Raw genomic sequence first — 26,134 nt, 5'->3', positions numbered from 1 at the left:
GTTCCAGAGCAGGCGCGCGGGGTCGGCCAACTCGCAGCCCTCGCGGATGGCGAGGATAAACAGCCGTTCGCGCCTGTGGGGCGCACCGACTTCCGCCGCCGTAAAGAGGCCTGCCGCAAGCTTGTAGCCCATGCTGACCAGTCCTGCGGCGACTTCGGGGAATCCGAGGCGCAGATGATGGGCGACATTCTCGAGGAACACGAATGGTGGTTCGACTTCGCCGATGATGCGGGCGACATGTGGCCAGAGATGGCGCGGATCCTCGGTGCCGAGCCGTCGGCCTGCGACGGAAAATGGCTGGCAAGGGTAGCCTGCGCTAAGAAAATCCACCGCGCCGCGCCAAGGGCGGCCATCGAAGGTTCCAATGTCATCCCAGACAACAGCCTGATCCAGGGACGCGTCTTCCATCCGCGCCACGAGAGTGGCTGCGGCGAAGGTCTCCCGCTCGACATAGCCCACAGCACGATATCCGGGGAGGGCAAGGTGCAGTCCGAGGTCGAGCCCGCCAGCGCCGGAGCAGAGGGAGAGGCCGAGCAGGCATGCATCTGCGGTTCCGGAGCCAAGTCCGGAGGAAGGTAAAGCCAGGTCATGCATACCTCAGGCTGCGGATTTCTGTTTCGGATCGGTGGTGGCCTCGGCCGGGCCCTCGCCCAACCGCTCGGCCTTCACCTGCGTGAAAGATCGGCCATCGCCATCAAGGAGCGCGTCGCGACCGGTCTCAGCCTGCCAACGCACGACAGCGACGTCGATGTAGGCCGGGCTGATCTCCATCGCGAAGACGCGGCGGCCATTGGCTTCGCCCGCTATGATCTGCGAACCCGAACCGCAGAACGGCTCATAGCAAAGCCCGCCCCGCGCCACATGCTGGCGCATCGGGATGCCGAAGGCGTCGAGCGGTTTCGGCGTCGGATGATCGGGCCGGTCGTCCTTGGCAAAGCTGGGCAGCGCCCACGTCGAGGGCAGCGTTTCCTCGGCCACTTTCGGCGGCCGATTGCCCCTGATCCAGCCCATGAAGCAGGGCTCGTGTTTCCAGAGGTAATGCGACCGGGTCAGAACGCCGCGGTCCTTCACCCAGATGATCTGCTGGTGGACGAAGGCACCCACCTTTTCCCAGCAGGCTTCCAGCATCGCCTGGCGACGCGAGGCGTGCCAGCAGTACCAAGCGGCATCTTCGGCGATGGCTTCAGCCACGGCAGCGGCGATGAAGCCATCGTAAAGTTCCGCGCCCTGCGAGGAATCGTCCCAGGTGACGCCGTAAGATTGCGACCAGTCCTTGTTCCGAGTTGGATGGTTTGAGCCGTCGTAGTCGACCAGATATGGCGGGTCGGTCGCAAACAGGATCGCCCTTTCGCCGTTCATCAAGCGGCGCACGTCGGTATGGCTGGTGCTGTCTCCGCAGAGCAGCCGGTGCTCGCCGAGAATCCACAGGTCGCCGATGCGCGACGCCGGGTTGCGCGGCGGTTCCGGGATGGTCACCGGCGGCACGCTGGCGCCACCACCTTCCTCGCCGTCCCCCTCGGGCACATAGGCCAGCAGCTTGTCCAACTCGCCGTCCGAAAAGCCGACCAACGACAGGTCGAAATCCTCGGCCAAGAGGTCGTTCAGTTCCGCCGACAGCAGCGCCTCGTCCCAGGTGCCGAGTTCCGTCAATTTATTGTCGGCGATCCGGTACGCCCGCCGCTGCGCTTCGGTCAGGTGCCCCAGCACGATCACCGGTGCCTCGGTCAGCCCCAGCTGCGTCGCGGCCAGCACCCGGCCATGGCCCGCGATCAACTCGCCATCCTCGGCCACAAGGCAGGGCACCGTCCAGCCGAACTCGGCCATGCTGGCGGCGATCTTGGCGACCTGATCCGCGCCATGGGTCTTGGCATTGCGGGCATAAGGCTGCAAGCGCGCGAGCGGCCATTGCTCGATGCGCTCCGGGGCGAAGCTGAGGGTCATGCGATGTCCTGTTGAAGGATGGGCGTGGCTTGCGGGCTGGACTCCGGCGGCGGAGTCCAGGCTGGATTTCACAGGCTTCCGACTGGACTCCGGGGTCCAGGGTATCCACCCCGGAGTCCAGCAGACAAGCGCCTGTTTTATTGTGCTATTTCAGCAGTTCCGGGGTGGCTTCCCGAGGGGGTGGCTTCCCAAAAAAATCGCTCTGACGCTGGCGCTGTGCCGCGCCTCGCCCCCCAGCATACGTTTTCGGCCCGAAAGGAACCGGAAAACAATGACTTGGCGGCTCGGGCCGTCATCCGGCTCCGGCTGGACCCCGGTTCGGACTCTGGGGTCCACCACGGCATCCATCCCGAGACCGATTGCGCGGGTAGTCTCCCACACGCGCCTCTCCCGAGTATATCCAATTCATACCCTCGGGAGATGGTTTCTGTCTCAGCGAAAACTGTCCGGCGGACACTTTCCCATGTGGCGCGCAGGGTTACGCGCCACTGGCCAGTTCGATTACCCGTTGCTTCGACAGGTTGCGGTTGAACCGCCGCTTGTTGAGGGTCAGCGCGATGACAGAAATCCCGAATTGCCAGTGCTGATGAGCTGCCGAGCGATGCAGACCAACGGCCCAGCAGATCTCCTTCCAGCGTTCGCCATGCGCTTTCATCCAGACGATCTTGCCGTCGATCGGTTCGAGGCAGGCCGTCCAGGTCAGCGTCTCCTCCATCCGGCTAATCGCCTGCGGGGAGGGCAGCACGCGCATGGGCTTCGGCTCCTGCCCCACCTTGTCGGCGAAGCTGTAGACAAACTCTGGCCAGGTGCTGAAGTAGCCCTGCCGCCGGGGCTCAGGCAGGCGCTTCAGAACGAAGGCGGCTTCGGCCAGCCGTTCCTCGACCAGCGCGGGGGTCCAGACGGTCATCGTTGCACCTCCCGCCCGCCGATGGCGGTGCCATAGAGTTTCTCCCCGAGCTGGCGCACCAGTTCCCGTTCCGGCCAGGTCAGGCGGTGATCGTCCATGGCGACGGCAAGCACGCCCTGTTCGCGCCATCCGTCGCGCTTGACCTCATCGGGATTGCGGCGATGGCCGCCATAGCCCTTCGGCGTGAACCGCATCCCGGTCATTGCAGGCCCCCCTTGGTCTCGAGCGCCCAGAACAGGATTGCGATGGCATCGGCCTCGTTGTCGTCGGCGGGGCTGAAGCCACGGGCCCGGGCGGCGGCGATCATCGCCTCCTTGTCGGCGTTGCCCTTGCCGGTGGCGTGGCGCTTGATGGTGCCGACCGGCACGCCTTCGTAAGGCACGCCCCGCAGCTCTGCCCAAGCGGTCAGCGTGGCCATAAGCCCGCCATAGACGTGGGCGGCGTCAGTGCCCGCATGACGGCGAACCTCTTCGAACCAGATGGAGGCGATTGGCCCCGAGAGACGGTCCAACTCGCCCAGCCAGTTGGTGAACCGCAGGTAGCGCATGCCGCCGCCATCGAACCGACCCGGGCGAAAGGACACGGTGCCACTGGTGATCAGCCCATCGACGCCATGCAGCGCCCATCCTGTCATGGTTCCGAGGTCGAGCGCCAGCAGGGTGCGATCAGCGCGGAATGCCAGTGGCATGTCGGGGATGGCCTCTCGCGAGCGGGTGGTCAAAGTCAGTTCAGCCATTGTGGTCTCCTTTTCGGGTTGGCTGCGGGGATGGGCAACGACGGCAGGCATGTGCCCGGGCAGGTCGGGTCGCTGTCATCGGATTGATCTCGACCCAGAACTTGGGCTCGAGAAGATTGCCCAGGGGTGGGTGGTGGACCTCCCCGCCTGCGGGGGGAGTCCACCCACCCCTTTAGGGGTGCTTTCTGACAAATCTGAAATCTGGCAGAAGTGTCTGTTCTTGTTTAGAAATCCCAGATTTGTGAGCAGATTGGGCACGACCCACTGGCAAATCTGGAGTGCGCCCCACAACACATTGAAATGGAACGGGGAAACCCAGATTTGAGAACCGGGCCAAATCCAGGATTTGGCAAAATCTGGCCAGATTTGGCAGCGGAAAACGCAGATTTTGCCGGCGGATTTGCAGGCCGGGATCATGGATTCTTGCCCTCCGCATGGACCCAGACGTCACGGTTTTCGACGGGGAGGACGGCCCCCGTCTGGGCGCATTTGAAATGGCTGGGCAAGATCTGGACGGCCTCTGGAAAGACCTCGCCAGTGGTTGCATCGATCGCCTCAGCCCCTGTCGCAAGCGCCAGACCTTCGACGCAGAGGTAGCCGAATTTGCTGCGATCCGAGGGGAGGCCGATGGCCAAAGCCGCCTCGCCCTTCACGAACTTGATGATGCCCTTGGTGGTCAGCACGTTCAGGCGGTCACGAATGCCCGCCGCGCCGCTGAGGCCAGCCTTATTCTCGAAGGCTTCCGCAAACTGGGTCATCGTATACATCCGACCCCTGAGCGCTTCTTCCACCAGGATGGTGGTGATGACGTCGCCCTTGCGCTCCCGCTCGGAATCATGCCTCGCGCCAACGTCCACCCGGACCAGCCGCTCGTTCATCGGGTTGATCTCGACCCATTCGCCCTTGACCTTGTCGATCAGCTTTGACGGTAACGCCGGGCCATTACGCAACTCGATCTCCAGCTTGCGCTCGGACGCGTCCTCATCGGGGCGATGCAGGATCAGGCCGGAAGTGTAGAAACCGCGCAGGGCACTTGCCCCGGACAGAGCGAGGAACGGATCGTCCTTGACCTGTTGCTTCGAGAGTTTCTTGGTGTGGTGGACGAGGATGACGCCACAGTCCGGGTTGATGTGATCGCGCAGGACCTCGACCCGGTCTTTCAGGAAGAACATCATCGCCGCGTTGTCGTTCTCGCTGCCGCCATCCGGGCCGCCGTCGAAGAGATTGCGGATCGGGTCGATGCAGATGATGTCGACAGGTTCGGCTGGAAAAGCGCGCCGGATTGCGGTGGCAACACGCATGCTGCCTTCTGAGTCGAGCAGCATCTGCAGCTTGGGTGTCGCGACAAGGTTGTCGCGTGCAGCCGCCATAAGCCTACGCGGAAGGGTGATCTGCTGCAGGCGTTCGCGCAGATAGTGATACTGTATCTCGGCCTGCAGGTAGAACACACGCAGCGGGCGCGGCGGGGTGAAGCCCAAAAACGGCTGGCCTGCCGCCATGTGCACGAGCCAGGAGATCAGGAGATCGCTCTTGCCGACCTTGGGCGCGCCACCGAGCACCAGAAGCCCGCCAGGCGTCAGCACGCGGGGGGCGATGATGTCGGAAGGCATCGGGCTGATGTCGTCGAGCAGCGATCCCAGCGTGAATATGGGCACCTCGTTGGGCACCGGTGCCGCACTGTCCAACCGGACCAGCGGCGGTCCATGCTTTTCGACATGAATGGCCCAAAGCCGTTCGGACTCGCGTTTCAACCGTTCGACAGGCCACTCTGGCCGCAGCATGGCAGCATTGTATCCGCAAATGCCTTCCCAGCCTTCGCCCTTGGACATCCGGCCTTCATGGACCATTCGGATGAAATGCCCGATGGCGGCAGAGGCACCTTCGAAGCGGGACCAGTCGTCCTCGTTGCCTTCGCGCACAGGCGTCACCAGCACTTCGCCGACAAGGGGCTTGTCGGGCGAGCCAAAGTCAGGCTGCAGCGTCACGCCGGGGGCTGGCGGCATGTCGGCGACGGCATCGATGAACTCGCCCAGATCGCGTTCCATGTCGTCATGCAGTTCGACGATCTGCACGAGAGTCTTGACGTTGTTCTTGAAATGAACCGAGCCTGCTACGCGGATCGGCTGGTGGGCCGAGCGGAAATGCATGTCGCCACCGGCCTTGGCAGCAATGTCGCCCCGCAGGCGGCACACCCGCCGGATGTCATCGCCTTCTGCGGGCTCGCTGAGCTTCCACCAGATATGACACTTGCGCTGACCCTCAGCCGTGACCCCGCCGCTTTCGACAACCATGGTGGGCTGGCCGAGGTGGCGCTCCAGATGGGCACGCTTCGTGGCGATGTCGCCGGTGTCGATGTCGACGACGACGGTCTGCATCTGCAGGATTTCCGCGGCTTTGGCTTGGCCGGGGGCGGCAACGGTGCCGGGGATCACGTAGACGGCGGCCCCTTCCCGCGAAGCCCACGTGGCGAAGGTCGCCATCTTGTCCGGCGTCTCGGCATTCGCCTCGATCCAAGTGTTATGCGGGCGGCCGTCGATGCCCTGACCCTTGTCGATGAAACTGCGGACCGGGATCAACCCGTCACAATAGCCGAAGACAACCTGCATGAACTGGGCGATCTGCATGGGGTCCGGCTCGTCGCCGAAGACATCGACCATCGGGGTCGCGTCGTTGAAATCCCGCCAGGGGTTGAAATGGACGAGATTCTCCTTCGGGGGCTCTGTCCGGGTCTGATGATCATCATGATCGGTGGGCATTGCTGCTTCCTTGGCTGCATGGGGTGCGTCGGGCATCTGGGGCGGGTCGGGCGGATCGTCGGGTGCATAGGTCACGCGGCCAGCCCCCAACACCGCTCGGCGTGCGAGCAGAACCGGCATTCGAAGAAGTCGCGGCTGGCGGCGATACGCGGCAACAGATCGCCTGCATCGGTGGCCTGAAGGATTCGCACCGCGCGATCGGACATGCGCTGCGCGAGGGCCGCATCGAATGGCACCAGTTCGTGGTGTAGCTCGGCCGTGTCCTTGTTGATCGCAGTAAACAGCGCCGGCGCGGCCGAGATGCCCGGTACGGTCGCTTCCATATAGGCCTGGTAGATCGCGATCTGGGCGGCATAGACCGGCTTGGAGACCGTGACCCCGTCCTTGACGCAGGCCCGCCAGTTCTTGGCGTTCATGGTCTTGCACTCCCAGAGCGCGGGGGTGCGCAGACCGAGTGCAGCCGGGGCGTTGGCAATGATCCCGTCGACATGGCCCCGAATGCGACCGCCCGCGACGGAAAAGCCGAACTGCTCGCCATCAGGGCGATTGCCCTTGCGGGTGTAGAGGTCGATCCCGGCCGCACGCAGCCAGCGGATTGCCAGATCCTCGAGCTGGTGGCCGATCGCGAAGATCCGCAGCGTCTGGCCGCCAAAGTCCGCGCCCTCGTCTTTCGGGGCGCCCACGAATTCGAACTGCAAGGCGCGCTCGCAGGCATGCCCCAGCCGGGACGCGCCGAGATAGGTCCGGGGCGGCGTCGCCTCGCGCTCGGCAATCAGTGCTGCGTCGACCAATGTGTTGATCCGGTCGGCCATGGAGGGGCGCGGGTTGAAATCCAGCGTCAAAATGGCACCTCTGATGATGCTGCGATGCGCGACATCTCGGCCCCGTAGCTTTCGAGCACCTCCTCGATCAGCGCGGTGACGTCAGTGGCGGTGAGATCACGGAGCCGCTTGTCCCAGCCGATCTGGTCCATCGTCTGGCCCAGACGCTTCATCACCACCGCGATGGCGAGGCGCTCTTCCTCTGTCGTTCCCTGCATGGTCAGTCCTTTGCGATGGAGGGCCGCGAACCATGCCTGGCAGGGCATCGAGCAGAACCAACGATGGTTGCGGGGGCGTGGTTTGGCGGGGTTGAAGAAGCCGAAGCCTTGGGCGGGGCGCAGGCAAACGGCGCAGGGTTGAAGGCGCGGATGCCAGTGGCACACGCGATCCGAAGCCGGTCGGATGGGCGGTGCGATGTGCGCCGCATGGTTCACGCTGCCCTCCCGATGTCCGGGCTAGCGCGGCCGACGAGTTGGCGGATTTCGCGCTTGTTGAAGCCGAAGGTCATCAGCGCCGAGGCGCGGTAGCGGGTAAGGCCGTAATCCTGCCGGAACGCGGGCGGCAGATATTGCAGCTGCTTTTCGGTCGCGGCCTGCTTCAGCCAGCCCTTCGATTTGAAGGCACTCTCGTCGGTCTCGTATTCATTCAGCCAGTCATCGGCCTGCGCGAGGCAAACCGTCCGCTCACCCACGCCCAGAAGCCGGGGCGCACGACCCTTCGATCCGCCCACGGCATGCCAGCGGCCATCGAGGTAGAAGATCCCGCCCCAGGCATTGAAGCCGTTGGCCATCAAGGCGGCATCATCGCCGAACAGATCGACCCATGCGAAGCTTGACCGCTTCAGAAGGTCGATTTCGGACATGATGAAGCCCGACAGCTGGGTGGCATCCCCGCCTTCGTCGGTCTCCGCGATCTCGCGCGGAAAAGCCTCCCCGCACAGCGGGCATTCGGTTGCGGCAAGCGGGATCTCCGCATCGCAGGCCGGGCAGGTTTTAGTCGGGGCCTTACCGGTCTCGGTCTTGCCGTCCAGATCGACATCCTGTTCCAGCGTGCCGTGGATCAGGCTCGATGTCCCGAAATCCAGCACGATGCAGTCGGTCTTGATGATGCCAGGGTGTTCCTCCGGGTCGACCGTGCGCAGGCCCCGCCCGACCATCTGGATCATGGTCGATTTGTAGGAACTGGGGCGCAGCAGCACGACGCAGGATGTGGGCGGATGGTCCCAGCCTTCGGTCAGCACCGCCACGTTGACGATGACGCGGATTTCGCCCGCAGCATAGGCGGCAAGGATCCGACGGCGCGTGCCGGCATCGAGATCGCCATGGATGACGGCTGCCGAAATGCCCGCATCATTGAAAGCAGCCGCGACGTTTTCGGCATGGGCGACGGTGGAACAGAAGACGACGGTCGGCCGCTCACTCGCCTTTTCCTGCCAGTGCCGGACCACCTCGTCGGTCACCGGCGCGCGGTTCATGATCTGCGCGACCTCGGTCATGTCATAGTCGGCGGCGGTCTTGCGCACAGCACGCAGTTGTTCCTGCACGCCAACGTCGATGATGAAGGTGCGCGGCGGCACCAGATGGCCCGACGCGATCAACTCGCCCAAACGCACCTGGTCGCCGACATTGTCGAATATCTCGCGCAGGCCCTTGCGATCCCCCCGGTTCGGGGTGGCGGTGACGCCGAAGATTTGGCAGGCGGGATTGGCACCCCGGACATGATCGATGATCCGGCGATAGCTGTCGGCGACCGCATGATGCGCCTCGTCGATGACCAGCAGGTCGAGCGCGGGCATCGCGGCCATGTTGGCGGGCCGCGACAGCGTCGGCACCATGGCGAAGGTGGCCCGACCGGCCCAGCTCTTGGTCTCGGCATCGAACACCGAGGTGGAGATATCAGGCGCGACTCGGCCGAACTTGGTGCGGTTCTGCGCGGTCAGCTCGTCGCGATGCGCAAGGATGCAGGCCTTGGCGTCGCTGCCCTCGAGGGACTTTGCGACGACCGCCGACAGGGCGATGGTCTTGCCGAACCCCGTCGAGGCGATGCTGAGGGTGTTGCCATGATCGCAGAGCGCAGCGAGGCTGCGCTCCACGAAGAGGCTCTGACGGGGGCGAAGGCGCATGGATCAGGCCCTCACTGCGCCCAGGACGGACGACCGGGCACCCCAGCCGATGGCTGCGGTGCCGCGGCAGGTTGCTGAATAGCTGCCGCGGCGGGTTGCCCCGCGAAGGACGGCGCCAGCCCCATATTCTGGGCGTAATCCCGGTGGTCCGGCGTCACGGCGCTGCGGATCTCGTTCTTGTCGTCGCCGCTGGCATCGGTGCCAACGTCGATCCGCGCGAGGAATTCGATCCCGTCGAGATCCTTGAGCCCGTTGATCCGGCGCGCGGACTGCGCTTGCGGCGACTGATCCTTGTCGGAAATCCCGCACGCCGAATTCAGCATGCCGCGCACGAGGCTGCGGCCCATGTTCGCCCAATCCGGCCCCTTTGGGCTGTAGAGCCCGATCAGGGTAAAGATCTTGCGCCGGGCATACTGGCCCTCGGTCACGGTGAACTCTCCGTTCAGATAGACAGCACCGGTCGAGCCGCGCGTGGCGTAGCCGCCGGTCCAGCCCTGCGCGGCATCGTCGAAGCCGCCGGGGCGGATGGTCAGGCGCACCTTGGCCAGCGTGCCTTTCGGGATGAGATTGGTATTGCTCTGCGCATCGTTGAAATCGTTCCAGGACCCCATGGGGTGCCTCCTTCTGTGATCAGGATTGGGTTTGTGCGGGCGTGGCTGCCTCGACGGGCGGCTGATAGGTCAGCCGTTCGGTCGCCGGGGCAGCGGGTTTGCGGATCTTGGCCATCAGGCGGCCGAGGTGGGGTTCTTCGACCAGGCCGAGGCGGCCAGAGCGATCCTTGGCCGGAAAGCCCCAGGGGTTGATCGTCTGGCAGACGAAGGCACGGTAGGGATCGCCCCCTTCGGCCTTCAGTTCTGCCATGGTGATCACTTCATCGACGATCCCTGGCAGCTCCAACCCTGTCTTTGATCCGTCGATCTGCGGCTGAAAGACCTTGCGATTGAAGTCGTCGAGCTTCTCGTCGAGGATGCCGACAAACCAGACGTTCTTGGCCCGCGTGTGCTGCAGATGCGTGAGCCAGGCGATCATCTCGCGACCGTGCAGCCCGTAAGCGCCGCGCACATCCGGCTTGCCGGTCTTTTCCGACAGCGCCTCAGGCTGGCCCTTGCACCATTGAAAGCACAGCCGCCCGGCGACGGTGATCGAGTCGACGAAGATGGTGTCGTACCGGTCGAGGGCGGCCTGATCTCCGAACTTCTGGCAGACGGCGGCGTGGTGCGCCGGGCTGTAGGGTTGCTCGTCCCGCAGGCTGGGGTTCGCCCCGCCGATGAACACCGCGAAGTCCCGGCATTCTGCCCATGTGCGCGGCCGGATGCTGTCGCCGGGCCAGCCTTCGATGGCGAGATCGCCCGCTTCCAGATCCATGAACAGCGTGCGGGCGGGGTCGAGCGTCCACAGAAGGCTGGTTTTGCCGATGCCGGACTTGCCGAAGATGCAGCCCTTGATACCGCGCGGTTCGGCCAGCCGCTGGTCGGCGGTGATGATGGGCAGGGTCACTGCGCACCCCCTTGCGGGAGGATCTCGACCTTCAGAGTCCCGGTCCGCACCGTGCGCGCGGGCTCGAAGCCCTGACGGATGGCATCGGGCCAAGCGACATAGTTGCGCTCTGGCACCTTGAAGCTGATCTCGACATACTCAGCAGGATCATCCCCGGCGGCGCGAATACGCTCGACCATGGCGGCCAGGCGGTCTTGATCCCAATCCACCCTCTTCGGCAGATCGGCGACGATGGTAAAATCACCCTCATCAAAGCGCACCGTGCCGGTGTCCTTGCCAGAGGCGCTGCGCACCTCGGCGGCGCGGGTGGCAAACCGGACTTCCAGCGCGGTGCTGAAGCGGGCCGTCACGGCCTTCATCTGCTTCGCAGCCACGTCGATTTCGCGCTGCATGGCGGCCAGCAGGTCCACCGGAAGCAGGGCGATCTCACCCACGGGCAGATTGATCAGCTCATCGATACTGGGCGTGTTGTCGGGGAATGGCATCTTGGTCTCCGTATTGGGGGATGGGGATCAGGCGGCCTCGAGCAGGCGCACCGAGAGAGACGCACCGGCCTGGCGGGGCTTGCGCCGGGCGACGGCGATGTAGGCGAACTGGTCCGGCCCGATCCGGGCCTGCACGAGATGGACGAGGTCCTGTTCGGCAGCGCGCAGGGCGGCATCGGCGGTCCGACGCAGGGCTGAGCGGCGTTCGGGCGAAAGAGGCGAGGCCGAGCCAAAGGTATCGACGGCAAGAAAGCCGCGATGGTAGACCAGCATCTCACCGGGTTCGGCCTGCGCGATCCAGGCCGAAAGCCCGATCTCATCGAGCGCCGGACCGGCTGCACCGAAGATCGACACGACGCCGGTTGCGCGGAGGACGGAATGACGGGCCATCATGCGGCGCCCCGCTCGGCGGTGCTGCGGCGCTGGCGGGCCTGCTCATAGGCCAGCACATCCTCGAGGCGGTAGACCACGCGACCGCCGATTTTCAGAAAGGCCGGGCCATCGCCGGTCCAGCGCCAGCGTTCAAGGGTGCGCGCCGAAATCGTCCAGCGCGCGGCAAGTTCAGTCTGGTTCAGGCAGGTTCTCGTCTGCATCGTTCCTCTCCCGGTGTTCTGTTGGGAGGAAGATGCACGGTCCCATGCGGGGATGTCGTCGGGATCAGAGTGGGATACGGCGGGGGATTGACCGAGGGATTGCAATCATGGGGTGAATCACGCGGCGGGGGATCGCCATCCTCCCCCATCCCCCTGCGCATCCCACGGCGAGGATCTTACGGGGCCGCCTGGGAAGTCTGGACTCAGAGTCCGGCGAGTCGATAGGCCCCGCGACCGTTCGACTCGATCAGCAGTGGCCAGTCCTTCTTCGACTTGAAGATGTCGGACATCTTGAGGCTGCGCGACCCCGCCTCCCCCAACACAGCCTTGCCGCTCTGCCACGGCTCACCCCGCCGTGCTGCCGCGTGCAGGATGCGCACCACCTGCGCCTGGATCGGCCCAAGCTGGAACTCATGGCCGTTACAGCGGACGTGATGGTAATCGGCGGAGGCGTGAAAAGCGTTGGCCTGCTTCACGCCAGCCGCACCACGGAATCCGGATTTCGCTTCGAAACGGTCGCGTTCCTCGCGGCTTAGCACGAGATCAGGCTTGCGGATCGTGAGGGTCTCGCGCGATCCAAAGAAGCAGGCATAGTCCGCCTTCGTGGTACGGAACCGGGTGACGCTGGCCTCGCCGATACGGAAAAGCTGGAAAACATCCTGGACATGCAGATCGAGGAGCCCATTGAACGAGGAGCGCTCAGAGGGGATCGAGTAGCATCGACCGTCGTCAGTTTCTTCAAAGTCACCGAACTCGATCGGCAGGTTGAGGATCCGGATCGACAGTCGCAACTGGTCATTCTCGGCCAGATAGGCGACGTCGGCCTCTGGCAGTGACCACCGGCCAAGCACCTCCGCCAGGGTAAAATATGCCTTTTCGATCTCCATCCTGGCCCCCGATTCCGATGCAAAGTGTTTGGCTTTTGTTCTAGCCGCTTGACGATCCCAATTCAATCCTGTCTTATCCTATCTTATCCACATGGCGCTGGGGACAACATGAGAGAGAACCACACCTTGGCCGACCGTCTGCGGGCCCGCTCCGATCAGCTTGGCCTGGCACCGGCCCATGTCGCAGAAATGGCGGGGGTCAACCGCTCCTTCGTCTATGACATCCTGCGCGGGCGATCTTCGCGCCCCGGTATCGACCGGCTTGCTGATATCGCCCGGGTGCTGAAGGTCGACCGCGACTGGCTGATCCACGGCATCGGCGAGGTCGAGGGCCCCTCCCCCTTCCACGAGAACCCCGACGATGCCTTCGTGGCGATTGCCCATGCCACGCCTCGCCCCTCGATGGGCGGCGGCGCGGTGGTGACCGAAGATGGCGACACGCCCGGCCGCGCCTACCACTTCCGCCAGTCGTGGATCCGCCACAAGCTGAAGGCCAGCCCCGCGCAGCTCAGGATCATGCATGTGGAAGGCGATAGTATGGCCCCGACCCTGCTCGGCGGCGACGCGGTGCTGGTCGACATGACGCGCCAACTGCCCAACCCGCCCGGCATCTTCGTGCTGGACGACGGCATGGGCCTCGTGGCCAAGCGGCTCGAGCATATCCCAAACAGCGACCCGCCCGCCGTCCGGGTGATCTCGGACAACAAGCTCTATCCCGAGTATGAACGCACCGCTGAAGAGATCCGCATCATTGGCCGCATCCGCTGGTTCGCCAGAGAGATCTGACGATGGGCGTTGTCAGGATCGGCGCCGCTTCGACCGAAGGACAGCAGCCCTTCCTGCCTGGCTTCCTACGCTCCGATCCAACCGCGGAAATGAAAAAACGCCCGCGAGATTTCTCTCCGGGCGCAACTCTGCGATGATTTGACCATGCGTCAAGAGGGGCAGGGTTGTCAATCGACAACACGGCGAGGGACATGCGCGCCTTGGATCGGAAAACTGGCTGAAGATCAGCACATCACAACCACCGATAGTTCCGTCCACGAGCCGCTTCGCATGATCAAACAGAAATCAGATCGCCCAGAGAACGCCAAACCACTCCTTCTCCAGCGTTGAAAGATGACAACGGTGACGGATGGCTTTCACGCTCCGCTGCTCTATCTGGGGGATATGGAAAACAGCCCCAAAACCTCGGTCCTCTTCAACGCAAACTGCCCGGTCTGTAACTTCGAGATACAGCACTACGCGCAATACGCAGTTGCCAATGACTTGCCGATCCGGTTCGACGATCTGAACTCGGGCGCGCGGGACCAATGGGGCCTGGATGCCGATACCGCCGCTCGGCGCCTTTATGTGCTGCATGAGGGCAGGCTGACATCAGGGATTCCGGCGTTTCTGGTGCTATGGGCACAAATGCCGAGGTATCGCTTGTTGGCACGGGTCGTAGGGTTGCCGGGTATCCGGCAGGTCGCATCGGCCGCCTATGACTATGTCCTTGCCCCGGTGATTTATCGGTGGCACCTGCGTCGGCTGCGTCAGCAAACCGCCCGGGTTCCGCACTGACAGGAGAGGCACCTTGCCCCAGGATGATGATGGCGCTGCGGTGCCCACAGGGCGCGCGGCGCGGTTTTTGCGGTTCGGGGGCATGGCTACAGGCATTGCAGGCAGTGTTGCGGCAGGAGGTCTGCGCGCGCTGGCCAGCGGCAAACGGCCCGATATGGCACAACTGCTGCTGACACCGGCCAATACCTTGCGCCTCACCGACGGGCTGTCGCACCTGCGGGGAGCGGCGCTGAAGCTGGGGCAGATGCTGTCGATGGATACCGGGCTGGTGCTGCCGGGCGAGTTGACGGCAATTCTGGGCCGAATGCGCGATGACGCCCGCCACATGCCGCCGAAACAGCTGCAGACCGTGCTGAACGGGGAATGGGGCACCGGCTGGTATGGCCGCTTTTCGCGGTTCGACGTGCGCCCCTTTGCCGCCGCATCGATCGGGCAGGTGCACCGGGCGGTGACGCGCGACGGTCAGGACCTTGCGATCAAGGTGCAGTATCCCGGCGTGCGGGCCAGCATCGACAGCGATGTCGACAACGTGGCCACGCTGATGCGTCTGCCCGGCCTGTTGCCGCGCGGCATGGATATCAGCCCCCTTTTGGCCGAGGCGAAGCGCCAGTTGCACGCCGAGGCCGATTATATGGCCGAGGCACAACACCTGGCGCGGTTCGCATCCTTGCTAAACGGGTCTGACATCTTTGCCCTGCCCGCGCTGCATCCGGAACTTTGCACGCTGCAGGTAATTGCGATGGGCTTCATGGACAGCACCCCGCTGGACACTTTGGTCGATGCACCGCAGGGCCTGCGCGACCGGGTTGCCACAGCCCTGATCGGCCTTGTCTTGCGGGAGCTGTTCCAGTTCGGCGCCATGCAGACCGACCCCAACCTTGCCAACTACCGCTATGAGCCTGCGACTGGGCGTATCGTGCTGTTGGATTTCGGTGCCGTGCAACCCATCGCCCCGGACCTTGCCGACGATTTCCGCGCGCTGGCACGGGTGGCGCTGGACGGTGGAGATGTCCAGACGCGCGAGGCCATGCTGCGCACCGGCTATTTCGGCCCATCTACTGCGCCGCACCATCAAGACCTGATCCAGGCAATGTTCACCACCGCGATGGCGCCGCTGCGGCAAGACGGCCCGTTTGACTTTGGCAGCAGTGATCTGTTGGAACGCCTCCGCGACATGGGCCTTGCCATCGGCAACGACCGCGAGCTTGCACATGTCCCCCCCGCCGCCACGCTGTTCTTGCACCGCAAGATCGGCGGCATGTATCTGATGGCCGCAAAGCTGCGGGCGCGCATCGCCTTGCGCCCGATGGTTGAGGCTTATTGCGGCAATACCGCAACGCACTCTTGAAACGCCAATGGCAGACATCAGCTTTTTTCTTTCGCAAAACAAGATGAGCCCAATGACAGACTGGACCGCGACCCGCGCCGAGGGTGACAAGATCCTCGTAGCCTTTACCCCCCGGATGGGGCGGCGCTATGCCAATGGCCGCAATACCGATCATGGGTCTGGGACGCACAAAGCAGTGTCGGTGCTGTCACCCTATATCCGGCGCAGGCTGGTGCTGGAATCCGATGCCGTGGCGGCGGCCATCGCCGCCCATGGTCTGAAAGATGCCGAGAAATTCGTGCAAGAGGTGATCTGGCGCGGCTACTTCAAAGGCTGGCTCGAGCGCCGCCCGCAGGTCTGGGACAGTTACCGTACCGGGCTGAACGCAGACCTCGCAGGTCTTGACCGTGACCGCCGTCTGCGCCGCGACGTGGATCGCGCCATGAATGGGCAAACGGGACTGGCCTGTTTCGATGCATGGGCGACCGAACTGGTCGAAACCGGCTATCTGCACAACCACGCGCGAATGTGGTTCGCCTCGATCTGGATCTTTACGCTGGGGCTGCCCTGGCGGCTGGGCGCGGATTTCTTTTTCCGCCACCTGCTTGATGGCGATGCCGCGTCGAACACGCTGGGTTGGCGCTGGGTGGCGGGGCTGCACACGCGGGGCAAACCCTATCCGGCCGACGCGCAAAACATCGCCACCTTCACCGCAGGGCGTTTCACCCCGCGCCAAAGCGATCTGGCCGAGGTGACACAAGGGCTTGAGGCATCAGAGCCTGATGGCCTGCCGACCGTGATGCCGCTGCGCGCGATCACCATGCCGCAACCCGGTCGCCCGACCGCCCTGCTGATCACCGATGAAGATTGCCGGGTCGAAGATTTCAATCTGGCTGCTTACGACATCCGCACGGCGGGCACGCTGTCAGCAAGCCACCTGCGCTCCCCCTTGCCGGTGTCCAATCGGGTCCGGCAGTTTGAGGCAGGCGCGTTGGCCGATGCCGCCAATCGGTCCGGCTTTGCCACGACTGCAATGCGTGCAGACGATCCGGCAAGTCTGGCCAAATGGGCCACGAGCGCGGGGGCCACGCAAATTGCCACGCCCTACATCACGCGCGGCCCGTTGCGCGACTGGCTGGGTGAGGCAGCCCCGACCTTGGCCAAGGCGGGTATCACCCTGTGCGAATGGCGGCGTGATTGGGACACGGCGATCTGGCCCCACGCCACCGCCGGGTTCTTCAAGGTCAGGCAGAATATCCCCCACATTCTCGAAAAAGCATTGTCCGCATGACCCTGCCCCGCATTATCTTGGCCGACCCCCGCATTGCCCGGCTGATTACCCTGATCCGCGCCGCCCTGCGCCCTCCTGCCGGTGCCGGTCGGATCGCTCTCGCGCTTGGCCTTGGGGTGCTGTGCCATACGCTGTTTGCAGCGGGTGTGCTGGCAATGATCGTGGCGATGTTCTTTGGCCTGAGCGAAAGTCTGGGCGCCGTGCCATGGCCATGGGCGGCGCTGGCCAATGCCGCCCTGATCGTGCAGTTTCCGCTGGCCCATTCGCTGCTTTTGACCGGCCCCGGCGGGCGCTTGCTGGCCCGGCTGATCCCCGGACTGCATGGCCAGACGCTCGCCACAACCACCTATGCCATCATCGCTTCGGCCCAGCTTCTGGCGCTGTTCGCACTATGGACGCCGTCGGGCATCGTCTGGTGGCGCGCCGAGGGGGCGGTGTTCTGGGCAATCACCGCTGCCTACGGCGCAAGCTGGCTGATCCTGTTGAAAGCCAGCTTTGACGCTGGAGCCGAGGTTCAGTCCGGTGCGCTTGGCTGGATGTCGCTTATGGGGCGCATCCGGCCTGTGTTTCCCGATATGCCGACCCAAGGGCTGTTCCGCGTGATCCGCCAGCCGATCTATGTAGCCTTCGCCCTGACGCTTTGGACAGTACCGGTCTGGACCCCGGATCAGTTGGTTCTGGCCGTCAGCTTCACCGCCTATTGCCTGCTTGCACCGCGCCTGAAGGAACGCCGCTTTGCCCAGCGCTACGGTGACCGCTTCGCGCGGTATCGCGCTGACGTGCCTTATGCCCTGCCCCGCTTGCCGAAGGACCGCCCCGATGCGCAATGACCTGACGATCTACGACCGTGTCGCCGACCGCTGGTGGTCGGACGACATTCGCTGGGTTCGCACGTTGAAGAACCTGGTGCCGGGGCGGCTGGCCTGGTTCAACCGCCAGATCGACTGGGCCGGCAAAACCGTTCTAGACCTTGGCTGCGCCGGGGGCTTCATGGCCGAGGCCCTTGCGCTACGGGGCGCTGACGTCACCGGCATCGACCCCGCCGCCGAAGCGATCGACGCCGCCCGCGCCCATGCCCGCCAAGGTGGCCTGCGCATCGGGTATGATGTGGGTGTGGGTGAAGCTCTGCCCTACGACGGCGCATGCTTTGACGCTGTAGTGTGCGTCGATGTGCTGGAGCATGTGGCCGATCTGAACAAGGTGCTGGCCGAGGTCGCACGCATCCTGCGTCCCGGCGGGTTGTTCCTGTTCGACACCATCAACCGCAACCCGCTTGCCCGGCTGGCCACCATTACCGTAGCCGAGGATGTGTTGCGCCTGCTGCCGCGCGGCACGCATGACCCGGCGATGTTCATCAAGCCCGCCGAACTTCGCGCAGCGATGCAGGGTGCGGGGCTGCTGCCGGGCCCTATTACCGGCCTTGGCCCGCGTGGCATCAATCGCCGGTTTGATCTGACCTTTGGCCCACTGCCCCTGACCGCCATCCTTTACATGGGCATTGCGCGAAAACCCCTTGACACTGGAGCCGCCAAATGACCGACCTGCTCCGCGAAAACGTCCAGTCCTACCCGCGCCCCCCGGCGCTGGAACCGGTGCAGCAGCGCATCATCCTTCGGCTTGGCGGCGCGCTTGTCGCGGACACCACGCGCGCCCTGCGGGTGCTGGAGACGCACCACGCGCCAACCTATTACCTGCCCCTGCCGGATATCCACGCCACCCTGCGCCCGGTGCAGGGCAGCAGCTTTTGCGAATGGAAGGGGGTTGCCCGGTATTTCGACGTGGTAGCGGGGTCGCAAACAGCGCCGCGCGCCGCCTGGGCCTATGACCAACCCACCGCCAGTTTCGCAGCCATCGCTGGCTATATCGCTTTTTATGCAGCCCTGATGGATGAAGTTTGGGTGGGTGATCTGCGCGTTATCCCGCAACCGGGCAACTTTTATGGTGGCTGGGTCACGCCAAATCTGGACGGGCAGATCAAGGGTGCGCCCGGAACGCAGCACTGGTAACATGCGCAGTGAAAGATCGGCCTGGAGGCCATGATGTCATCACGCGGTTTGATCCCACTCTTGATGGCGGCAGCCTTGATATGTGCGGCCCTGCCGCCCGTTATGGCCCAAACGCCGCCCGCGCAAAGCGAGATGATCGAGGATTTCAAGATGCAGCCTGAAACCCGCTGGCGGTTCTTCACCGATCAGGTGATGGGGGGCGTGTCTACCGGAGGCGTCGACTTTGCCAAAGAGGACGGCCACGCCTTTGCGCGGATGACGGGTCGCGTCAGCACGGCCAACAGGGGTGGGTTCATCCAGATGCGGCTGGACCTTGCCAACCCGCCGCCCGAAGGGACAACCGGGGTGCGGCTGATGGTGCGCGGCAACGACCAGCGCTATTTCGTGCACCTGCGTACTGGTGGGACGCTGTTGCCGTGGCAATACTATCAGGCCGGGTTCGACGTGACCGAAAGGTGGGCCGAAGTGCGCCTGCCATTGGAATCCTTCGGCGCTTCTGGCGCGTTGTTGCGCAGCGTGCCCCGGCCCGGCAATCTAGCATCTGTCGCCATTGTGGCCTATGGCCGCGACCACGATGCCCGGATCGATGTCCGCGAGGTGAGGTTTTACTGATCCGGACGAAGAAGGCACCGTTTCATCCCCACATGGCGCCAACCCCCATGCAGACGTTCCAATGCACGGGTTCCCTTACGTCAGACTCATTGTAAGGAACCGTGTCATCGCCAAACCTGCCAAGCCGATATGGACCAACGTAATGGCAACCGACAGTCCGTGCAGCCACTTGAAACGGGCTTTTGCGCCCTCGTCTGTCGCCCGGTTGATGACGGGCATCAACATCTGTCGGGCGGGAAGCGTTGTCACCGCGATCAGCGCCAGAAGCCCGGCGGCGGCCGCGTCGTGGGCCCAGACGAGCCCCGCCGCTGCGGCGGCGCTTAGCATCACAAACATGTAGAAATGAGGGAAGGCCCGACGGATCGTTGGGCCCGCGACATTGGCGGGTAGCGCCGTGAACAAGAAGGCGGCAAAACCGAAGGAGTACAGAACCATGCCGCCGAAGAGGAGCGAGGTCGCAAGAAGAGCGGGTACAAGCATCACGAGGTCTCAATGTTATGGGCGCAGCCCGGGTTAAGAGTTGTCACCAACTGCGGATTGCGGAAAGAAACGTCGTACCTCGGTCCATTTGGCACACACGTCAGTCTGCAACCGCATGGCAGGGCGCGGTCCGACTGGGCCGAGACACTGTCTGATGGGAGAGGCTGCCGGACACCACGTGCCCAACGAACATGCCCTTCTTACACAGGACTTCGTTTCGCCAGGATCCGCTGCAGAGTCCGCCGATGCATCGTCAACCTGCGTGCCGTTTCCGAAACGTTGCGATCACACAACTCATAGATGCGTTGAATATGTTCCCACCGAACCCTGTCGGCAGACATTGGATTTTCGGGGGCCGGGGGCCGCGTATTTGTCCGGGACAAGAGGGCGTTTGTCACGTCGTCGGCATCTGCGGGCTTCGCAAGATAGTCGGTGGCACCGATCTTTACGGCCGCCACCGCCGTTGCAATTGCTCCATACCCGGTCAACATCACGATGCGACAGTCCGGGCGACGCTCTCGCAGAGCCTCGACGACATCGAGGCCGCTCCCATCCTCAAGCCGAAGGTCGACAACCGCATAGGCGGGCGGGCGGGACAGGGCGATATCACGCCCAGCTGCCACGGACTGCGCGGTCTCAGGCAAAAACCCACGCTTTTCCATTGCCCGTGCAAGACGCTTCACGAATGCCTCATCGTCATCGACCAGAAGCAACGTCCGATCGGCTTGACTTTCTATCGTGGGCAAATCCAACATTTTCATTCATCCTCTTACTGACCTTAGAGGTAGCGTGAGACGCGATGCGGTCAAACATCACCGGGTCGACCCAAGGGAGAAGGCCGGACACTGTGCAAGTTCGTGAGAGCTTACCCAAACGGGAAGAACGCTGCGCGGGGAGCTTCCAAGAATCTGGTTTTGAGAGATGGCTTCCGACCGTTGGATGGTGCCTTCATTATCGCCCCAATCTGTGCCTAACTTGATCCATCCGGCTGGAACCGCGGCGCTTCAACGCTATCTCCTCACATGAGTACAAAATAAGCGTGGCCTGCGGTTATGCCTTGTCAGCCAGAGAAGGAACCAATTCCATGATTACAAACGTAAAAACCTTCATCATCCACGCGTGGAACTTTGTGTTTGACCACAACGTAAGCCCGCTGCGGCATATTCCTGATGTCAGCGTCCGGCACTATGTGCTGCAGGTGTTGGGCTTGATGTGGGCAGTCAGTTTTTCAGTCGCGATCGGAAGTTATACGTTTCTCGCTGCAAGCATCCTTGGACACTCCGTTCTCATAGCAGCAGCGGCCGTCACCGTGGCAACTTTTACAGTTGCTGCAAAGCGACCTAAATTATTCATGCGCGGTGCAGGGCGTCGCTCTGATGGCGAACATGATTGATTTTTACTACTTAGCGATCACAAGTTGAAATTGAAGATGGTTAGCGCAGGCCCTTTAGAAAAGAGCTTTGGGCAAGGTATTTCAACAATACCCGATGGAGAACTCTTCGAAATTCTGGCGAAAGATTCGATTGCCACACGGAAGCGGGGTAATACAACATGCGGATATTGATCATTGGTGCCAGCAAAGGCATTGGTCTGGAAACAACACGTCAAGCGCTCGCCGCAGGATATGACGTGCGCGCTTTGGCACGATCCGCAACATCAATAAACCTGTCTGATGCGAAATTGGAAAAGGTGCAGGGTGACGCCTTGAATCAGCAAGATGTAGAGGCTGCACTTGCCGGAGTTGATGCGGTCATCGTAACGCTCGGCGTCGGTTTGGGCGATTTGTTCAAGCCGGTGCATCTGTTCTCTGAGGCGACGCGTGTTCTGATAGCGGCCATGAAAGACAAGGGCGTCAATCGCCTGATTTGCATCACAGGCTTTGGAGCCGGGGATAGCCAAGCAAGTATTGCCCCGTTGCAAAGAATTCCCTTCAAGATTGTGTTTGGTCGCGCCTATGACGACAAGAGCCGTCAGGAGAAGCTCATCAACGAAAGCGGTCTTGATTGGACGATTGCGCGGCCGGGCGTGCTTTTGAATGGTCCACGAACAGGGCGCTACAAGGTCCTTCGCGAACCATCTGAATGGCGGAACGGGATCATCGCCCGCGCGAATGTCGCGGATTTCCTCGTCAAGCAAATCGAGGATCGCAGCTTCATCGGCGCAGCACCTGTTCTGGTCAACTGATCAGGGTCGTTCGACGGCGGTCAGGCAAACAAGTCATGCGCCAGCTCCAGCGCATCTATCAACACGTCAACCTCGGCACTTGTGTTGTACACGGCGAACGAGGCGCGGCAGGTGGCATTCAACCCCAAGTGCGCCATCAACGGCCCGGCGCAGTGCTGGCCTGCACGCACCGCGACCCCCTTCTTGTCGAGGATGGTCGATATGTCATGCGGATGCGCCGCGCACTGCATCGAGAAAGAGAAAATCGGGGCTTTGTCGGGCGTGGTGCCTTGCACCGTGATCCAGTTCAATCCGTCAAGCCGCGTGCGGGCATAGTCGCGCAGCCGGTTCTCGCGCGCGGCGATGTTGGCCATCCCGAGCCCCATCATATACTCCAAAGCCACGCCCAGACCGATGGTCTGCACGATGCCGGGGGTGCCAGCCTCGAATTTCATCGGCGCATCGTTGTAGACAACGCTGTCGCGCGTGACCTCGCGGATCATGTCGCCGCCGCCCATAAAGGGGCGCATCTCGGCCATCCGGTCTTTGCGGACATAGATCGCGCCGGAACCCGAAGGGCCGTACAATTTGTGGCCAGTCACCGCGTAAAAATCGCAGCCGATTTCCTGGACGTTGATCGGCAGGTGGACAGCCGCCTGGCTGCCATCAATCAGAACCGGCACGCCGCGCGACCGTGCACCCGCACAAATCGCCGCCACGTCCACGACGGTGCCCAGAACATTGGAGCAGTGCGTGACGGCGATCAGCCTGGTCCGCGGCGTGATCGCCTCCAACACCTTTACCGGGTCCAACGCGCCCGTCCTGTCGACCTCGATCCATTTGATCACCACACCGTGGCGTTCGCGCAGGAAATGCCACGGTACGATATTGGCATGGTGTTCCATGATGCTGAGAATGATCTCATCGCCTGCCTGCATGCGGGGCATAGCCCAGCCATAGGCGACCATGTTGATGCCTTCGGTCGCACCCGAGTTGAAGACGATCTCATCCTCGCTGGCCGCGCCCAGAAAGCGCGCAACGATGGCGCGCACGCGTTCGTAATTGTCGGTCGCCAGATTGGAAAGGTAATGCAGACCGCGATGCACATTGGCGTATTCCTGCGAATAGGCGGTGCAGATGGCATCAATAACGACTTGCGGCTTCTGGGCCGAAGCGCCGTTGTCCAGATAAACCAATGGCTTGCCATTGACCTGCCGAGACAGAATAGGAAAGTCGCGGCGGATCATTTCCACATCAAGCATTGCTGCAATTCCTTTGAATTTCTGTGATCAGCGACTCCGCCTTGATCGCTGGGGTCGCCCGATCGCATTCAGACAACCCCACCTGCGCACTCAGCTCAGGAATGTGCGCCTTTGGCGATCTGGTTGGCGAAGTGATGGTTGGTGTCGCGGTGATGTGCCTCATCTGCGCGCACGACGATCACCACATCGCGCAGCCGCGCAGTTGACGGCAAGTTCCAGTACTTGAGCGCAATCTGCGGTGCCGGTACGTTTTCAACCCGACCGGAGTCGATCTCTTCGAGGTAATGGGTGTAGCTGATCACCGCCTCTTCATAGAGGTAACCGACCACCCGATGAGCCGTCTTGGGGGCCAGCAGGTACAGGAAGAAATACAGGTTATAGAACACGGCCTGCGCCACCATGATGAGCGTCCGCTCCAACCGACTTGGCTGCGCAATCTGGATGAACGTCATCAGGTGCATGCGCTCGTTGTCCGCCTCTTCGATCAATTCCTTGATCCAGCCCTGATCGTCGCGAATGTGCCGGATCGCGCGAAGGTGCTGCAGTAGGCCGCCAACCATCCCCGGAACTGCGGCGACGGTTTCAAGCACCACGGCGCGGTGCCCATAGCGTTTTGCGAAGAACCGATCCGCGAAAACTCGCATCGTCTTGACCACACCGAGTGCAATTCGATCATTCATGCCGACCGGCGCGTGGTGGATGTTCAGGGTGTCAGGTGTGAAGTCGTGACTGTGTTTCATGGCGTTTCATTTCATTTCTGCGTAACATTAATATAGGCGGTCTCACCTCGGTTTCATCTTCAAAGGATGTGGCAAAACAGCCCTTGGTTCGGTGTGGCGATCGAACACGACGGCTTTCGCCATCTCTGATATCGGGTGCGCCGTGCTTGCCGCATGGCAGCGGGCTTCTATAGTTTTGTGATGTCCAAGCGAACGTCACCAGCTGATGCAGGAAAGATAACGGTTGCCGCCGATCTAGAAGAGCTTGTGCAGGACAAGCGGGAGGGTTGGCGCGCGTCCGGTGCGAAGGCCCGAAGACGCCAGAGGCGCTACAAAGCCCTGCTGACACAGCAGCTTCTGAAGCTGGGCCCAACCGCTGCGGGCGAGGCAGCACTGGATGATGACGCGTAAGTATGATTTCCGTGTGAGTGACGCGGCCTTGTCCGGCCGTTCCTGCACCCCGAACAGAAAACGGAGGCTTGGCCTTGCCATCACAGAGTTACGTCGAACTGAAAGACCTGCAGATCGCCGTGCGGATCGGGACTTACGGTCCGGATGATGTTGTACCAGATGCGCATCTGCTGGATCTGACCCTGACGATTGCGCCGCATCTGGTGATGGTTCCGCGGGATGAGATGGCGCTCGTTTTCGACTATGATCCGCTGATCCGGCACATCGACACGCTGGCGCGTGCCCACCACTATGAGACGCAAGAGCGGCTGGTGACATGCATCGTCGAAGCCTGCGCCGGGTATCCCCAGATCGAGGCGTTGGACATCTGCCTGCGCAAGCGGCCGGTTCTGTCCGGGACCGGCACGCTTGGAGTGCGTTTGATCGTTGATGGCGAAGCGATGGCCGCGCTGCGCAACGCCATAGCCTGAAGCGTGCAGTCGCTGTGAAAGCCGCCGTTTCAAGCGTTGCGAATCTTAGGGTGCAAGCCACATCCCCGCCCAATCATCGTCGCGATCAAACCGGGCGCGGCGATGGTGCGGGCCAAGATGCAAGGCGTCTACAGTTGCCACCGCGAGCCGCAAGATGACAAAGAACGCCGGGTCGGCGGCTTTCGTGTAATCCAGCGCCTGTGCGATGGGCTGGCCGGGTGCCGGGGTGCTGCCGTAAGACAATCGCGAACCTGCGGGCATGCTCGCCCAGATCGCCGCCACATCCGGACCGGTCAGAAGTGTGACGTGAGCCTCCAGCCGCAGTTGCAGATGTGCCGAGGCGTCCCAGACATGGAGGGCTGTAAAAGGTGTGGCGCGCAGATCTCCGACCTTGGCTGACCGCAGATCGGTATGAATATCCAGCGTGCCTGCCGCCTTGTCGGCCGCGCGCAGAACGACCGTTCTGGCCTGCGGCCTGCCTTCCGGGCTGACAGTTGCCAGTGTCGGGTGCCGGGCCAGGGCATGCCGGTCGTGAACACCGCGGGTCAGGCGTCCCCAGACCTCGGCATATAGTTGCGACAGATCGCAGGCCCAGGGATGGGGGTCAGCCTTCATTTGTAAACCTCGCGCCGGTCGGAAAAGGCGCGCACACGTCTGCGCCAGGCGCGGTAGCTGCCGGATTTCAGGCTTTGTCGCATCAATGCCTTTACCTCGTCTGGCCCCAGCCCGTGCAAAGTGCGGATCTGATCGAAGCTGGCATGATCGCTAAGCGCCATCTCGATGATTTCGCCAAGTGTCGCAGGGTCGAGGATTCTGCTTTTCATAGGCCTGGAGGTGTCTTTGCCGCATCAAGAAGTCAAGCACCCGTGCTATCGGGGCCGTTCATGCAGCATGAGACATCGGCCTTGTTGCGCGGCCGAGTAGCGCTGTGCAGTTTTGTCACCGTTGAACACCTGCTGGAGGGACAGTTGGATTTCACAGCCAAGAAGCCATATCTCGAGTGCGGTCGTAAGCTCGTGTCCCGTCTTTATGGTCCTTGGCATGCGACGCGAAGTGGATTTGGTTCTGCCAACAATACCCGATCG

The 26,134-nt window shown here is 62.8% G+C and carries 31 protein-coding genes and 1 pseudogene; 11 read left to right on the top strand and 21 right to left on the bottom strand.

Features of this window, described 5'->3' with window-relative positions; genetic code table 11:
• Positions 1 to 87: 87 nt before the first annotated feature.
• The 15 genes and pseudogenes from ACP7AP_RS14300 to ACP7AP_RS14230 form a co-directional block, all read right to left on the bottom strand.
• A pseudogene (locus ACP7AP_RS14300) lies at positions 88 to 594 on the bottom strand (DNA cytosine methyltransferase); the annotation flags it as partial.
• Positions 595 to 597: 3 nt separating this feature from the next.
• On the bottom strand, positions 598 to 1,941 hold the full coding sequence (locus ACP7AP_RS14295) for a site-specific DNA-methyltransferase (RefSeq protein ID WP_426034883.1): 1,344 nt from the start codon (positions 1,939 to 1,941) through the stop codon (positions 598 to 600).
• Between the two features lie 478 nt (positions 1,942 to 2,419).
• Complete coding sequence (locus tag ACP7AP_RS14290; RefSeq protein WP_426034881.1) at positions 2,420 to 2,848, bottom strand: DUF6362 family protein; 429 nt, start codon at positions 2,846 to 2,848, stop codon at positions 2,420 to 2,422.
• Positions 2,845 to 3,051, bottom strand: coding sequence for a hypothetical protein (locus ACP7AP_RS14285; RefSeq protein ID WP_426034879.1), 207 nt, complete (start codon positions 3,049 to 3,051; stop codon positions 2,845 to 2,847). Before ACP7AP_RS14285 ends, ACP7AP_RS14290 begins: the two co-directional genes overlap by 4 nt.
• The gene (locus ACP7AP_RS14280; protein WP_426034877.1) at positions 3,048 to 3,584 is read right to left on the bottom strand and encodes a crossover junction endodeoxyribonuclease RuvC; all 537 of its coding nucleotides are present in this window, start codon (positions 3,582 to 3,584) and stop codon (positions 3,048 to 3,050) included. Before ACP7AP_RS14280 ends, ACP7AP_RS14285 begins: the two co-directional genes overlap by 4 nt.
• 413 nt (positions 3,585 to 3,997) lie before the next feature.
• Positions 3,998 to 6,415, bottom strand: a complete 2,418-nt coding sequence (locus ACP7AP_RS14275; protein ID WP_426034875.1) for an AAA family ATPase — start codon at positions 6,413 to 6,415, stop codon at positions 3,998 to 4,000.
• A complete protein-coding gene (locus ACP7AP_RS14270) occupies positions 6,412 to 7,182 on the bottom strand; it encodes a hypothetical protein (RefSeq protein WP_426034873.1) in 771 nt (256 codons plus the stop codon). Before ACP7AP_RS14270 ends, ACP7AP_RS14275 begins: the two co-directional genes overlap by 4 nt.
• Positions 7,179 to 7,379, bottom strand: a complete 201-nt coding sequence (locus tag ACP7AP_RS14265; RefSeq protein ID WP_426034871.1) for a DUF6511 domain-containing protein — start codon at positions 7,377 to 7,379, stop codon at positions 7,179 to 7,181. The genes ACP7AP_RS14270 and ACP7AP_RS14265 overlap by 4 nt, the downstream gene beginning before the upstream one ends.
• Positions 7,380 to 7,591: 212 nt before the next feature.
• A complete protein-coding gene (locus tag ACP7AP_RS14260) occupies positions 7,592 to 9,283 on the bottom strand; it encodes a DEAD/DEAH box helicase (protein ID WP_426034869.1) in 1,692 nt (563 codons plus the stop codon).
• A gap of 11 nt (positions 9,284 to 9,294) precedes the next feature.
• Complete coding sequence (locus ACP7AP_RS14255; RefSeq protein ID WP_426034868.1) at positions 9,295 to 9,894, bottom strand: hypothetical protein; 600 nt, start codon at positions 9,892 to 9,894, stop codon at positions 9,295 to 9,297.
• Positions 9,895 to 9,913: 19 nt separating this feature from the next.
• Entirely contained in the window at positions 9,914 to 10,780 is an 867-nt protein-coding gene (locus ACP7AP_RS14250; protein ID WP_426034867.1) for an ATP-binding protein, read from the bottom strand.
• Positions 10,777 to 11,265, bottom strand: coding sequence for a hypothetical protein (locus ACP7AP_RS14245; RefSeq protein ID WP_426034866.1), 489 nt, complete (start codon positions 11,263 to 11,265; stop codon positions 10,777 to 10,779). The genes ACP7AP_RS14250 and ACP7AP_RS14245 overlap by 4 nt, the downstream gene beginning before the upstream one ends.
• A gap of 27 nt (positions 11,266 to 11,292) precedes the next feature.
• The gene (locus tag ACP7AP_RS14240) at positions 11,293 to 11,658 is read right to left on the bottom strand and encodes a hypothetical protein (RefSeq protein WP_426034865.1); all 366 of its coding nucleotides are present in this window, start codon (positions 11,656 to 11,658) and stop codon (positions 11,293 to 11,295) included.
• Positions 11,655 to 11,858 carry a helix-turn-helix transcriptional regulator gene (locus tag ACP7AP_RS14235; protein WP_349039190.1) on the bottom strand — a complete coding sequence of 68 codons (204 nt, stop codon included), beginning with the start codon at positions 11,856 to 11,858 and terminating at the stop codon, positions 11,655 to 11,657. The genes ACP7AP_RS14240 and ACP7AP_RS14235 overlap by 4 nt, the downstream gene beginning before the upstream one ends.
• 203 nt (positions 11,859 to 12,061) lie before the next feature.
• Positions 12,062 to 12,745, bottom strand: coding sequence for a hypothetical protein (locus tag ACP7AP_RS14230; protein WP_426034864.1), 684 nt, complete (start codon positions 12,743 to 12,745; stop codon positions 12,062 to 12,064).
• Positions 12,746 to 12,871: 126 nt separating this feature from the next.
• Between ACP7AP_RS14230 and ACP7AP_RS14225 the strand changes: the two genes are divergently transcribed.
• The 8 genes from ACP7AP_RS14225 (at position 12,872) to ACP7AP_RS14190 (ending at position 19,544) form a co-directional block, all read left to right on the top strand.
• Positions 12,872 to 13,531 (top strand): XRE family transcriptional regulator, encoded by a 660-nt coding sequence (locus ACP7AP_RS14225; protein WP_426034863.1) that lies wholly within the window; start codon positions 12,872 to 12,874, stop codon positions 13,529 to 13,531.
• Positions 13,532 to 13,915: 384 nt separating this feature from the next.
• Positions 13,916 to 14,308, top strand: a complete 393-nt coding sequence (locus ACP7AP_RS14220) for a thiol-disulfide oxidoreductase DCC family protein (RefSeq protein WP_426034938.1) — start codon at positions 13,916 to 13,918, stop codon at positions 14,306 to 14,308.
• Between the two features lie 82 nt (positions 14,309 to 14,390).
• Positions 14,391 to 15,656 (top strand): ABC1 kinase family protein, encoded by a 1,266-nt coding sequence (locus ACP7AP_RS14215; RefSeq protein WP_426034936.1) that lies wholly within the window; start codon positions 14,391 to 14,393, stop codon positions 15,654 to 15,656.
• A 52-nt stretch (positions 15,657 to 15,708) separates the two neighbouring features.
• Positions 15,709 to 16,926, top strand: a complete 1,218-nt coding sequence (locus ACP7AP_RS14210; RefSeq protein WP_426034862.1) for an FAD-binding domain-containing protein — start codon at positions 15,709 to 15,711, stop codon at positions 16,924 to 16,926.
• Positions 16,923 to 17,756, top strand: a complete 834-nt coding sequence (locus ACP7AP_RS14205) for a methyltransferase family protein (RefSeq protein WP_426034861.1) — start codon at positions 16,923 to 16,925, stop codon at positions 17,754 to 17,756. The genes ACP7AP_RS14210 and ACP7AP_RS14205 overlap by 4 nt, the downstream gene beginning before the upstream one ends.
• On the top strand, positions 17,746 to 18,462 hold the full coding sequence (gene ubiG, locus ACP7AP_RS14200; protein ID WP_426034860.1) for a bifunctional 2-polyprenyl-6-hydroxyphenol methylase/3-demethylubiquinol 3-O-methyltransferase UbiG: 717 nt from the start codon (positions 17,746 to 17,748) through the stop codon (positions 18,460 to 18,462). The genes ACP7AP_RS14205 and ubiG overlap by 11 nt, the downstream gene beginning before the upstream one ends.
• A complete protein-coding gene (locus ACP7AP_RS14195; protein WP_426034859.1) occupies positions 18,459 to 18,932 on the top strand; it encodes a DUF427 domain-containing protein in 474 nt (157 codons plus the stop codon). Before ubiG ends, ACP7AP_RS14195 begins: the two co-directional genes overlap by 4 nt.
• A 33-nt stretch (positions 18,933 to 18,965) precedes the next feature.
• Complete coding sequence (locus ACP7AP_RS14190) at positions 18,966 to 19,544, top strand: CIA30 family protein (protein WP_426034858.1); 579 nt, start codon at positions 18,966 to 18,968, stop codon at positions 19,542 to 19,544.
• Between the two features lie 75 nt (positions 19,545 to 19,619).
• Here the strand turns inward: ACP7AP_RS14190 and ACP7AP_RS14185 are convergent, their stop codons facing one another.
• Positions 19,620 to 20,024: a DUF4149 domain-containing protein gene (locus ACP7AP_RS14185; protein WP_426034857.1), complete on the bottom strand. Its 405-nt coding sequence runs from the start codon at positions 20,022 to 20,024 to the stop codon at positions 19,620 to 19,622.
• 200 nt (positions 20,025 to 20,224) lie between these two features.
• Positions 20,225 to 20,779 (bottom strand): ActR/PrrA/RegA family redox response regulator transcription factor, encoded by a 555-nt coding sequence (locus tag ACP7AP_RS14180; RefSeq protein ID WP_426034934.1) that lies wholly within the window; start codon positions 20,777 to 20,779, stop codon positions 20,225 to 20,227.
• 329 nt (positions 20,780 to 21,108) lie between these two features.
• Between ACP7AP_RS14180 and ACP7AP_RS14175 the strand changes: the two genes are divergently transcribed.
• The gene (locus tag ACP7AP_RS14175) at positions 21,109 to 21,417 is read left to right on the top strand and encodes a hypothetical protein (RefSeq protein WP_167852812.1); all 309 of its coding nucleotides are present in this window, start codon (positions 21,109 to 21,111) and stop codon (positions 21,415 to 21,417) included.
• Between the two features lie 158 nt (positions 21,418 to 21,575).
• A complete protein-coding gene (locus ACP7AP_RS14170; protein ID WP_426034856.1) occupies positions 21,576 to 22,208 on the top strand; it encodes an NAD(P)-dependent oxidoreductase in 633 nt (210 codons plus the stop codon).
• Between the two features lie 20 nt (positions 22,209 to 22,228).
• Here the strand turns inward: ACP7AP_RS14170 and ACP7AP_RS14165 are convergent, their stop codons facing one another.
• Entirely contained in the window at positions 22,229 to 23,449 is a 1,221-nt protein-coding gene (locus ACP7AP_RS14165) for a cysteine desulfurase (RefSeq protein ID WP_426034855.1), read from the bottom strand.
• Between the two features lie 95 nt (positions 23,450 to 23,544).
• Complete coding sequence (locus ACP7AP_RS14160) at positions 23,545 to 24,189, bottom strand: alternative oxidase (protein WP_426034854.1); 645 nt, start codon at positions 24,187 to 24,189, stop codon at positions 23,545 to 23,547.
• A gap of 464 nt (positions 24,190 to 24,653) precedes the next feature.
• Between ACP7AP_RS14160 and ACP7AP_RS14155 the strand changes: the two genes are divergently transcribed.
• On the top strand, positions 24,654 to 25,049 hold the full coding sequence (locus ACP7AP_RS14155; protein WP_135433923.1) for a dihydroneopterin aldolase: 396 nt from the start codon (positions 24,654 to 24,656) through the stop codon (positions 25,047 to 25,049).
• Between the two features lie 45 nt (positions 25,050 to 25,094).
• On the opposite strand, the gene ACP7AP_RS14150 is transcribed toward ACP7AP_RS14155, so the two are convergent.
• Entirely contained in the window at positions 25,095 to 25,664 is a 570-nt protein-coding gene (locus ACP7AP_RS14150; RefSeq protein ID WP_426034853.1) for a pyridoxamine 5'-phosphate oxidase family protein, read from the bottom strand.
• Positions 25,661 to 25,873, bottom strand: a complete 213-nt coding sequence (locus ACP7AP_RS14145) for a DUF2805 domain-containing protein (protein ID WP_426034852.1) — start codon at positions 25,871 to 25,873, stop codon at positions 25,661 to 25,663. Before ACP7AP_RS14145 ends, ACP7AP_RS14150 begins: the two co-directional genes overlap by 4 nt.
• Positions 25,874 to 26,134 lie beyond the last annotated feature (261 nt).

It is taken from the genome of Cypionkella sp. TWP1-2-1b2 (genome assembly GCF_049896245.1).
In the GTDB taxonomy this organism is placed as follows: domain Bacteria; phylum Pseudomonadota; class Alphaproteobacteria; order Rhodobacterales; family Rhodobacteraceae; genus Cypionkella.
The sequence above is the reverse complement of the archived record's forward strand: the minus strand, read 5'-3'. Positions and strand labels throughout refer to the sequence as shown.

Bases quoted from the DNA above. Each gene is read 5' to 3' on its own strand.
- ACP7AP_RS14245 (WP_426034866.1), bottom strand. From the start codon at position 11,265: ATGCCATTCCCCGACAACACGCCCAGTATCGATGAGCTGATCAATCTG.
- ACP7AP_RS14205 (WP_426034861.1), top strand. From the start codon at position 16,923: ATGACCCTGCCCCGCATTATCTTGGCCGACCCCCGCATTGCCCGGCTG.
- ACP7AP_RS14185 (WP_426034857.1), bottom strand. From the start codon at position 20,024: ATGCTTGTACCCGCTCTTCTTGCGACCTCGCTCCTCTTCGGCGGCATG.
- ACP7AP_RS14170 (WP_426034856.1), top strand. From the start codon at position 21,576: ATGCGGATATTGATCATTGGTGCCAGCAAAGGCATTGGTCTGGAAACA.
- ACP7AP_RS14190 (WP_426034858.1), top strand. From the start codon at position 18,966: ATGTCATCACGCGGTTTGATCCCACTCTTGATGGCGGCAGCCTTGATA.
- ACP7AP_RS14260 (WP_426034869.1), bottom strand. From the start codon at position 9,283: ATGCGCCTTCGCCCCCGTCAGAGCCTCTTCGTGGAGCGCAGCCTCGCT.
- ACP7AP_RS14265 (WP_426034871.1), bottom strand. From the start codon at position 7,379: ATGCAGGGAACGACAGAGGAAGAGCGCCTCGCCATCGCGGTGGTGATG.
- ACP7AP_RS14255 (WP_426034868.1), bottom strand. From the start codon at position 9,894: ATGGGGTCCTGGAACGATTTCAACGATGCGCAGAGCAATACCAATCTC.
- ACP7AP_RS14165 (WP_426034855.1), bottom strand. From the start codon at position 23,449: ATGCTTGATGTGGAAATGATCCGCCGCGACTTTCCTATTCTGTCTCGG.
- ACP7AP_RS14210 (WP_426034862.1), top strand. From the start codon at position 15,709: ATGACAGACTGGACCGCGACCCGCGCCGAGGGTGACAAGATCCTCGTA.
- ACP7AP_RS14175 (WP_167852812.1), top strand. From the start codon at position 21,109: ATGATTACAAACGTAAAAACCTTCATCATCCACGCGTGGAACTTTGTG.
- ACP7AP_RS14240 (WP_426034865.1), bottom strand. From the start codon at position 11,658: ATGATGGCCCGTCATTCCGTCCTCCGCGCAACCGGCGTCGTGTCGATC.
- ACP7AP_RS14215 (WP_426034936.1), top strand. From the start codon at position 14,391: ATGGCTACAGGCATTGCAGGCAGTGTTGCGGCAGGAGGTCTGCGCGCG.
- ACP7AP_RS14180 (WP_426034934.1), bottom strand. From the start codon at position 20,779: ATGTTGGATTTGCCCACGATAGAAAGTCAAGCCGATCGGACGTTGCTT.
- ACP7AP_RS14235 (WP_349039190.1), bottom strand. From the start codon at position 11,858: ATGCAGACGAGAACCTGCCTGAACCAGACTGAACTTGCCGCGCGCTGG.
- ACP7AP_RS14230 (WP_426034864.1), bottom strand. From the start codon at position 12,745: ATGGAGATCGAAAAGGCATATTTTACCCTGGCGGAGGTGCTTGGCCGG.
- ACP7AP_RS14195 (WP_426034859.1), top strand. From the start codon at position 18,459: ATGACCGACCTGCTCCGCGAAAACGTCCAGTCCTACCCGCGCCCCCCG.
- ACP7AP_RS14160 (WP_426034854.1), bottom strand. From the start codon at position 24,189: ATGAAACACAGTCACGACTTCACACCTGACACCCTGAACATCCACCAC.
- ACP7AP_RS14295 (WP_426034883.1), bottom strand. From the start codon at position 1,941: ATGACCCTCAGCTTCGCCCCGGAGCGCATCGAGCAATGGCCGCTCGCG.
- ACP7AP_RS14220 (WP_426034938.1), top strand. From the start codon at position 13,916: ATGGAAAACAGCCCCAAAACCTCGGTCCTCTTCAACGCAAACTGCCCG.
- ACP7AP_RS14150 (WP_426034853.1), bottom strand. From the start codon at position 25,664: ATGAAGGCTGACCCCCATCCCTGGGCCTGCGATCTGTCGCAACTATAT.
- ACP7AP_RS14290 (WP_426034881.1), bottom strand. From the start codon at position 2,848: ATGACCGTCTGGACCCCCGCGCTGGTCGAGGAACGGCTGGCCGAAGCC.
- ACP7AP_RS14280 (WP_426034877.1), bottom strand. From the start codon at position 3,584: ATGGCTGAACTGACTTTGACCACCCGCTCGCGAGAGGCCATCCCCGAC.
- ACP7AP_RS14285 (WP_426034879.1), bottom strand. From the start codon at position 3,051: ATGACCGGGATGCGGTTCACGCCGAAGGGCTATGGCGGCCATCGCCGC.
- ACP7AP_RS14145 (WP_426034852.1), bottom strand. From the start codon at position 25,873: ATGAAAAGCAGAATCCTCGACCCTGCGACACTTGGCGAAATCATCGAG.
- ubiG (WP_426034860.1), top strand. From the start codon at position 17,746: ATGCGCAATGACCTGACGATCTACGACCGTGTCGCCGACCGCTGGTGG.